This is a genomic window from Bradyrhizobium sp. Leo170 (assembly GCF_004296405.1).
Lineage (GTDB): Bacteria > Pseudomonadota > Alphaproteobacteria > Rhizobiales > Xanthobacteraceae > Bradyrhizobium.
The window spans coordinates 1-7,849 of sequence record NZ_PSRR01000380.1 but is presented as its reverse complement, the minus strand read 5'-3'; the positions used below and the strand labels follow the sequence as shown (position 1 = coordinate 7,849).

Below are 7,849 nucleotides of genomic sequence, written 5' to 3'. Positions count from 1 at the left end.
GCCAAGAGCCGCCATAGCCGCCGCCATAACCGCCGCCCGGCCAGCCGCCGCGCTTATAGCCGCCCGGACCGCCCCACCCCCAACTGCCGGCCAACAAGGTGACGACGACAGCGATGATCGCAAGCAACACCGCGGCGGCAAGTGAACCCGCAAGCATCCAGGCGAAGAAGCCGACGATACCGCCGGTGGCGGCGGCGCCGAGCAGCCGCCCGAGCATCGTGCGCAGAAAAGAGCCCAGCACGAAGATTCCGACAATGACGAAGGGATTGAACGGATCGATCTGGTCGAAGAGGTTAGGCGCCTGCCAGTGTTCGGGCTCCGGCGCGGGTAACTGTTCGCCCTCGACCAGGCGGATCATCCGGTTGATGCCGGCTGCGACGCCGCCAGCGAAGTCGCCGGTCTTGAATTTCGGCGTGATGACCTCGTCGATGATGCGCCTTGTGGTCGCATCCGTGAGCACGCCTTCGAGCCCGTAGCCGACCTCGATGCGCAGATGGCGATCGTTCTTGGCGATGACGAGCAATGCGCCGTCGTCGATCTTCCTGCGGCCGATCTTCCAGGCTTCCGCGACGCGGATCGAGAACTGCTCGATGGTCTCTTCGCCCGTGGTCGGCACGATCAGCACCGCGATCTGGCTGCCCTTGCGTTTCTCCAGATCCTCCAGCGTCTGCGTCAGCGAGGCGATGTCGCCGGGCGACAGCGTTCCGGTCGTGTCGACGACGCGGCCGGTGAGTGGCGGCACCGCGACGTCGGCGAAGGCTGGAAAAATCCAGCCCACCAGCAGCGCAAGCAGGATGGCGCGTGCAGCGTTCATTGGAAGCGGATCGCAGCGTTGAATTATTTCGACGGCGACGGCGAAGGCGATGGGTTGAAATCGACCTTCGGCGCGACCGAAATCTCCTTCTCGTTCTCGACCGTAAAGTTCGGCTTCTCCTTGTAACCAAATAGCATCGCGGTCAGATTGGTCGGGAAGGTGCGGATGCCGACATTATAATCCTGCACCGACTTGATGTAGCGGTTGCGCGCCACCGTGATGCGGTTCTCGGTGCCTTCGAGCTGCGACACCAGATCGCGGAACAGCGCATCGGATTTGAGCTGGGGATAGTTTTCGGTCACGACCAGAAGCCGCGATAGCGCGCCCGTGAGTTCGCCCTGGGCCTGCGTGAACTTCTGGAACGCGGCGGGATCGTTCAGCACTTCCGGCGTCGCCTGGATGCTGCCGACCTTGGCGCGCGCATTGGTGACACCGAGCAGTACATCCTTTTCCTGCTGCGCAAAACCCTTCACGCTATTGACGATGTTCGGCACGAGATCGGCGCGGCGCTGATACTGGTTGACCACTTCCGACCAGCTCGACTTGACCTGCTCGTCATTGGACTGAATGGCGTTGTAGCCGCAATTGGTCAGGCTCAATGTCGCCAGCGCCGCCAGCACGCTCCAAAATCTCCGCATCGCAATTCTCCCGGTCTGCTCTCGCGCTAGAGTAGCAGATCAGGGCCGGCGGACCCCACTTTTTTGTCATTCCGGGGCGCGACGACGTCGCGAGCCCGGAATCCATTTCACCGCCAGCGCATGCGGCGCAATGGATTCCGGGCCTGCGCCCAAGAGGGCGCATCCCGGAATGACGGGAGGATGACGAGAGTTTGGTTCAAGATGGAATCAGGCCACAGCCTGGCGGCTGTCGGCGATTTCGCTCGCGGTCACGGCGTTGCCGAGCCCGATCGTCGTGATCAGCTTCAGCATCTCCAGGCGCGCGGAGACGTGCGACATGGTCGGGCGCGCGCCGAGCGTGAGTTCGTCGAGATCGTCGACGGCGGTGAGCCCGCGCGGAAAGAATTCGCGGAAGATCACGCGTTCGGCGAGGCCATCCACGCAGCGGAACTGCAGCCGGTGCGAAAGCTGCTGCAGGCCGTCGCCGACCAGGCGCTTGTTGCGCGAGCCGAGCGCGGACAGGCGGTTGCGCAGGACAATCCAATCGATGGTGCCGTGACGAGTGATGCGGCGGCGGCCACGCGCTTCCTCGACCATGCTAGCGTAGTGGCTGGTGCCGGTGATGTGGAAGGTCTCGGGATGGACGGTGCCGAGCACGTCGAGATCGACGAAGCTGTCGTTGAGCGGCGTGATCAAGGTGTCGGCCAGCGCATGCGCCGTGCGCGACAGATAGTTGTCGTGACCGGGCGTGTCGATGACGACGACGTCATAGCGGCCGGCCAGTGTCTCGACTGTCTCCTCGAGCGCCTTGCAGCCTGCCGCCTCCTCTTCCGCGGAAGGATATTCGAGCTGGCCGAAACAGAAATGTTCGGGAATGCCGAGGTCGCGCTGCAGGTGCTTGGCCCAGGCGCGCCGGTTCTCGATCAGACGGGCGAAGCTGCGTTGCCTGGTATCGAGATCGATCGTGGCCACCGCCTGGGCCGACTTGATCAGCGCAACCGCCACATGCATGGCGACGGTGGATTTCCCCGAGCCGCCCTTCTCATTGCCAATGACGATCACGCGAGCGAACATGCCTTCGCTCCTCAAGTTGCAATTGAGTTATCGCTTAGCGCAACCATTGCGCTTGATTCGCGCGAATTACGCAAGGGTCCAAGGATCTGATTTCGTTGCCGGTTTATCCCGCGACTGAGGTGACTTCGTAGCCCGGGTGGAGCGAAGCGCAACCCGGGACTCCTGCATCCGCGATGACTAGCGGCCCCGGGTTACGCTTCGCTTCACCCGGGCTACGCCTCGTCGCGCGTGTTGCCAACCGACCGCCTACGTCCTCGCGGCCTTGGCGTCCTGGATCGCTTTCCAGATCTTTACCGGCGTCAGCGGAGTGTTGAGCTTGGTGATGCCGAGTTCGCTCAGCGCGTCCATCACACCGTTGGTGATGCAGGGCGGGCCGCCGATCGCGCCGGATTCGCCACAGCCCTTGGCGCCAAGCGGGTTGGTCTTGCACGGCGCGGACGGATCGAGCGTGACCACGATGGGCGGCACATCGGCTGCGCGCGGCACGCAATAGTCCTGATAGGTTGCGGTCAAGAGCTGGCCTTCTTCGCTGTAGGCGACGCCCTCATAGAGCGCCTGCCCGATGCCTTGCGCGACGCCGCCATGAATCTGGCCCGTCACCAGCATCGGGTTGACGGCGACGCCGACGTCGTCGACCGTGGTGTAGCGCACCACGCGGGTGACGCCGGTCTCCGGATCAATCTCGAGCTCGCAAATATGCGTGCCGTTCGGCCAGCTCGGACCGTCGACCTCGCCCTGGCTGTCGACAGAGAGCCGCGCGCCGTTTTCTTTCTTGGCGATCTCGAACAGGCTGACGCGCTTGTCGGTGCCTACCACGGTGAGGAAGCCGTCGCGATACTCGATGTCCTCGACGGAAGCTTCCAGCAGGTTGGATGCCTTTTCGCGCGCCTTGTTGATCATATCGTTGGTCGACACCGCCACGGCCGTGCCGCCGACGAACAGCGAACGCGAGCCGACGCTGCCGAAGCCGGTGGCAAGATCCGTATCTCCCTGGACGACATCGATCTTGTCGAGGGGAACGCCGAGCGTATCCGAGATCATCTGGGTGTAGGTGGTCTGCAGCCCCTGCCCCATCGCCATGGTGCCGGAATGCAGGATGATGCGCCCCTCCGCGGTCGCATGCAGGTTGACCTTCTCGGTGTGCGCGCGGCCACCGGTCCATTCGATGTAGCTGGTCAATCCGCGGCCGTAGAGCAGGCCCCTCTTCTTCGCGGCTTTTTTGCGTGCGGCGAACCCGTTCCAATCGGCGAGATCGGAAGCGCGCTCCAGCATGTGCGCGAAGGCGCCGGAATCATAGACCTGGCCGACCGCGTTGGTGTAGGGCAATTGCGCCGGCTTGATGTAGTTGACTTTGCGGATCGTGCGCGGATCCATGCCGATCTGACGCGCTGCGGCATCGAATAGACGCTCGACGATGAACACCGCTTCCGGCCGTCCCGCGCCACGATAGGCGCCGACCGGCGCGGTGTGGGTCATCACTGACTTCACCTCGAAATGCACCAGCGGCAGATCGTAGACGCCGGTCTGCACGAACGGGCCGAGCACCAGCGGAATGATGTTGCCGGCGCCGGTCGAATAGGCGCCGGTGCCGCCGATCGAGCGCACGCGATAGGCAAGCACGCGGCCCTTGGCATCGAGCGCGAACTCGCCGGTCGAGGTAAGGTCGCGGCCATGGGTGCCGCCAACGAAATCGTCGGTGCGGTCGCCGCGCCAGCGGATCTTCTTGTTCAGCTTGGTGGCGGCGTAGGCGACGATGCCGTCCTCCGGATAGAGATTGGTCTTCTGGCCAAAGCCGCCGCCGATATCGCCGACCAGCACGCGGACGCTCTCCTTCGGCCGCTTCAGGATCGCCTCCGCCAGCACATCGCGAGTCGAGCCTGGCGTCTGGGACTGCACATGCAGGATCAGGCGGCCGGTCTTCTTCTCAATCTCGGCAATCGTCGAGCGCGGCTCCATCGCCGACGGCACCAGGCGCTGGCTGACGAGATCGAGCGAGACCACGTGGTCGGCTCTTGCGAAGGCTTCCTCGACCTTGGCGGCGTCGCCATAGCTCATGGCGGCGACGATGTTGTCGGGCGCTTCCGGCCACACCAATGGCGCGCCGGGCTTGATCGCCTCGACCGGATCGACCACCGCGGGCAGCACGTCGTAATCGACCACGATCGCCTCAGATGCGGTCTGCGCCAGCACGCGCGACGTCGCGACCACAACCGCCACCGGCTCACCGGCAAAGCGCACCACTTCATGCGCGAGCAGCCGGCGCGGCGGCACGGTCATCGGTGAACCGTCCGGCCGCTTGAAGATCGCAAGCGTCGGAATGGTGCCGATGTCCTCGGCCACAAGATCGGCGCCGGTATAGACCGCCTCCACACCAGGCATTTCCTTCGCCGCGCTGACATCGATCGAAACAACCTTGGCGTGGGCATGCGGCGAGCGCAGCACATGCAGCCACAACGCGCCGTCTTCAGGCTTGTCGTCGATGAACTGTCCCTTCCCGGTGAGCAGCCGCTGGTCTTCCAAACGCTTGACCGGCTGGCCCGCACCGAAACGCAAATCACTGGGAAGAATGTTCATCAATCCGTCCTTGTCCTCTTGAGATGGTGCGCGTTTTAGCGGATTTTTGCCGCGAGACAACCGATGACGGGCGAGAGCAGACGCGCCATCCCTCTCGCGCATGAGAACAATGCGCGACTGCTCGCGGAGCAATGACAGGAATTTTATTGCGTGTGGCCGATATCGTGCTGAGGGGTTGAAACCGGGCCGTCGTGCGCTAATTGTTCCATTATGTTAAAGTGTCGGCTGCCCACTCGGGGGCACGTCCAAGGCCATCGGACCCACGCTTGGAGCGGCCCATATCGATGTTGATCGGAGGGCGGTCATGAACAACAAGATGCGTTTCAATATCGGATATGCGATTGCGGCGATATTCGGTATCATGCTTGTTCAATACGTCTATGTCAGCGCCAGCAAGATCGCCGCGATTCCCTACAGCGAATATCAGCAATTGCTGCGCCAAGGGAAGATCGAGAGCGTCGGCATCTCCGACCGCACGCTTCAGGGCACCTTGAAAGAGCCGCTGCCCGGCGGACAGAAGCAATTCATCACCACGCGTGTCGATCCGGAGGTCGCGCAAGAGCTCGAGAAATACAACGTCCGCTTCACCGGACAGATCGAGAGCACGTTCCTGCGCGATCTGCTCTCGTGGATCATGCCGGTGCTGTTGTTCTTCGGCCTGTGGTGGTTCATCGCCAGGCGCGCCGCGCAAGGCGGAGGCCTTGGCGGCGGGCTGATGGCGATCGGCAAGAGCAAGGCGAAGATCTATGTCGAGGCCGATACCGGTGTGAATTTCAGCGATGTGGCCGGCGTCGATGAAGCCAAGGATGAGCTGCGCGAAGTGGTCGATTTCCTGAAGAACCCGACCGAATACGGCCGGCTCGGCGGGCGCATGCCCAAGGGCGTGCTGCTGGTGGGCCCGCCCGGCACCGGCAAGACGCTGCTTGCCAAGGCGGTTGCCGGCGAGGCCAAGGTGCCGTTTTTCTCGATCTCCGGCTCCGAATTCGTCGAGATGTTCGTCGGCGTCGGTGCGGCGCGCGTACGTGACCTGTTCCAGCAGGCGCACCAGAAGGCGCCCGCGATCATCTTCATCGACGAGCTCGATGCGCTCGGCCGCGCCCGCGGCATCGGCCCGTTCGCCGGCGGCCATGACGAAAAGGAGCAGACGCTGAACCAGCTCCTGGTCGAACTCGACGGCTTCGACTCCCGGTCCGGGCTAGTGATCCTCGCCGCCACCAACCGGCCGGAAATCCTCGACCCCGCGCTGCTCCGCGCCGGCCGCTTCGACCGCCAGGTGCTGGTCGACCGCCCCGACAAGAAGGGACGCATCGACATCCTCAAGGTTCACATCAAGAAGGTGAAGCTTGCACCCGGCGTCGATCCCGAGGCGGTCGCGGCGCTCACTCCGGGATTCACCGGCGCCGATCTCGCCAACCTCGTCAACGAGGCTGCGCTGCTGGCGACACGCCGCGGCGGCGACGCCGTCACCATGAGCGACTTTACCAATGCGATCGAGCGCATGGTGGCCGGGCTCGAAAAGCGCAACCGGCTGCTCAATCCGAAGGAGCGCGAGATCGTCGCCTATCACGAGATGGGCCATGCGCTGGTGGCGCTGTCGCTACCGGGCGTCGATCCCGTGCACAAGGTCTCGATCATTCCGCGCGGCGTCGGCGCGCTCGGCTACACCATCCAGCGTCCGATCGAGGACCGCTTCCTGATGACGAAGGAGGAACTGGAGAACAAGATGGCGGTGCTGCTCGGCGGCCGCGTCGCCGAGCTAATCGTGTTCGATCATCTTTCCACCGGTGCGGCCGACGATTTGCGCCGGGTGACCGATATCGCCCGCAGCATGGTGACGCGCTACGGCATGTCGGAAAAGCTCGGCAGCATCGCCTATGACCGCGAGCCCGGCAATTTTCTGGCCGGCGCCGACCGGCCCTACCCCATGCCGGAACGCGACTATGCGGAAGAGACTGCGGCCGTGGTCGACCACGAGGTGCGCGACATCGTCGAGCGCGTCTTCCAGCGCACCCAGGGCATCCTGAGCGCGCGGCGCGCTGTCCTCGACCGCGCAGCGAAGAAGCTGCTCGAGAAAGAGACGCTGGAGCAGCGCGACCTGGAAGCGTTGATCCGCGAGACGCCGCCGGAGGGACTTCGCGCGGTATGAGATATGGATTTGTAGGGTGGGCAAAGCGCAGCGTGCCCACCATCACGAACTGAGCAAGAAATGGTGGACACGGCTGCGCCTTTGCCCACCCTACGGTAGCTACCTGCGAACCGCGGAAGCACCGACCGTTGCACTACCCGACTGCAGGCGACCGGGCAGAGGCGCGGCGTTTGTCGTGTTGCTCCAGGTGGGAACTGCGTTTGTCGAGCCTACCGATGGCCAATAGTACGATCCCACTGATGGCGCGACGACCGAGCCGTAGCCAGCAGTTCCGGCTGTTTGCGCCGCCGTTTGCGCCAGCGCCGCCGTGCTCGAGAGAGCAAGTGCAGTTGCCAGCATGATTGCAGCGAGTTTCATGGCTGGTTCCTTTCTGGTTGTATTCTTGTATTCACAGCAGATGTGGGGAGCTGGTTGACTCCTTGAAACGAACGTTTTCATCACGCTCTTTCAATCCAGCGCGATCCGGACGCCGCGGAGCATGAAATGGTGGGCACGGCGCAAGCGCGCCTTTGCCCCACCCTCATATGGGGCTTTGTGAGTCAAGGCTCTCAACGAACGGGTGTGGGTCGGGTTTTTGCGGTGAGAGGGCGGCGCGCGGAGCCATGCGCAGCGCAGCGCGACGAC

At 63.6% G+C, this 7,849-nt stretch carries 5 protein-coding genes; 1 reads left to right on the top strand and 4 read right to left on the bottom strand.

The annotated features are described in order from the left end of the window. The 4 genes from CWO89_RS37620 to CWO89_RS37605 all read right to left on the bottom strand — a co-directional run. Window positions 1–814 (bottom strand): TPM domain-containing protein (locus CWO89_RS37620; RefSeq protein ID WP_130583414.1); only part of this gene is annotated, 814 nt, incomplete at its 3' end. A 23-nt stretch (window positions 815–837) separates the two neighbouring features. Beyond that, window positions 838–1,452: a LemA family protein gene (locus CWO89_RS37615; RefSeq protein ID WP_130583413.1), complete on the bottom strand. Its 615-nt coding sequence runs from the start codon at window positions 1,450–1,452 to the stop codon at window positions 838–840. 207 nt (window positions 1,453–1,659) lie between these two features. Then, on the bottom strand, window positions 1,660–2,505 hold the full coding sequence (locus CWO89_RS37610; protein WP_130583412.1) for a division plane positioning ATPase MipZ: 846 nt from the start codon (window positions 2,503–2,505) through the stop codon (window positions 1,660–1,662). 246 nt (window positions 2,506–2,751) lie between these two features. Next, window positions 2,752–5,079, bottom strand: coding sequence for a xanthine dehydrogenase family protein molybdopterin-binding subunit (locus tag CWO89_RS37605; protein ID WP_130583411.1), 2,328 nt, complete (start codon window positions 5,077–5,079; stop codon window positions 2,752–2,754). Between the two features lie 304 nt (window positions 5,080–5,383). Here CWO89_RS37605 and ftsH point away from each other — a divergent pair, with 304 nt between their 5' ends. Continuing rightward, window positions 5,384–7,225: an ATP-dependent zinc metalloprotease FtsH gene (gene ftsH, locus CWO89_RS37600; RefSeq protein ID WP_130583410.1), complete on the top strand. Its 1,842-nt coding sequence runs from the start codon at window positions 5,384–5,386 to the stop codon at window positions 7,223–7,225. Window positions 7,226–7,849: the final 624 nt, after the last annotated feature.

What these genes read in the sequence shown, in the direction of transcription:
- CWO89_RS37615 (WP_130583413.1), bottom strand. Translation starts at nt 1,452, where the DNA reads ATGCGGAGATTTTGGAGCGTGCTGGCGGCGCTGGCGACATTGAGCCTG.
- CWO89_RS37610 (WP_130583412.1), bottom strand. Translation starts at nt 2,505, where the DNA reads ATGTTCGCTCGCGTGATCGTCATTGGCAATGAGAAGGGCGGCTCGGGG.
- CWO89_RS37605 (WP_130583411.1), bottom strand. Translation starts at nt 5,079, where the DNA reads ATGAACATTCTTCCCAGTGATTTGCGTTTCGGTGCGGGCCAGCCGGTC.
- ftsH (WP_130583410.1), top strand. Translation starts at nt 5,384, where the DNA reads ATGAACAACAAGATGCGTTTCAATATCGGATATGCGATTGCGGCGATA.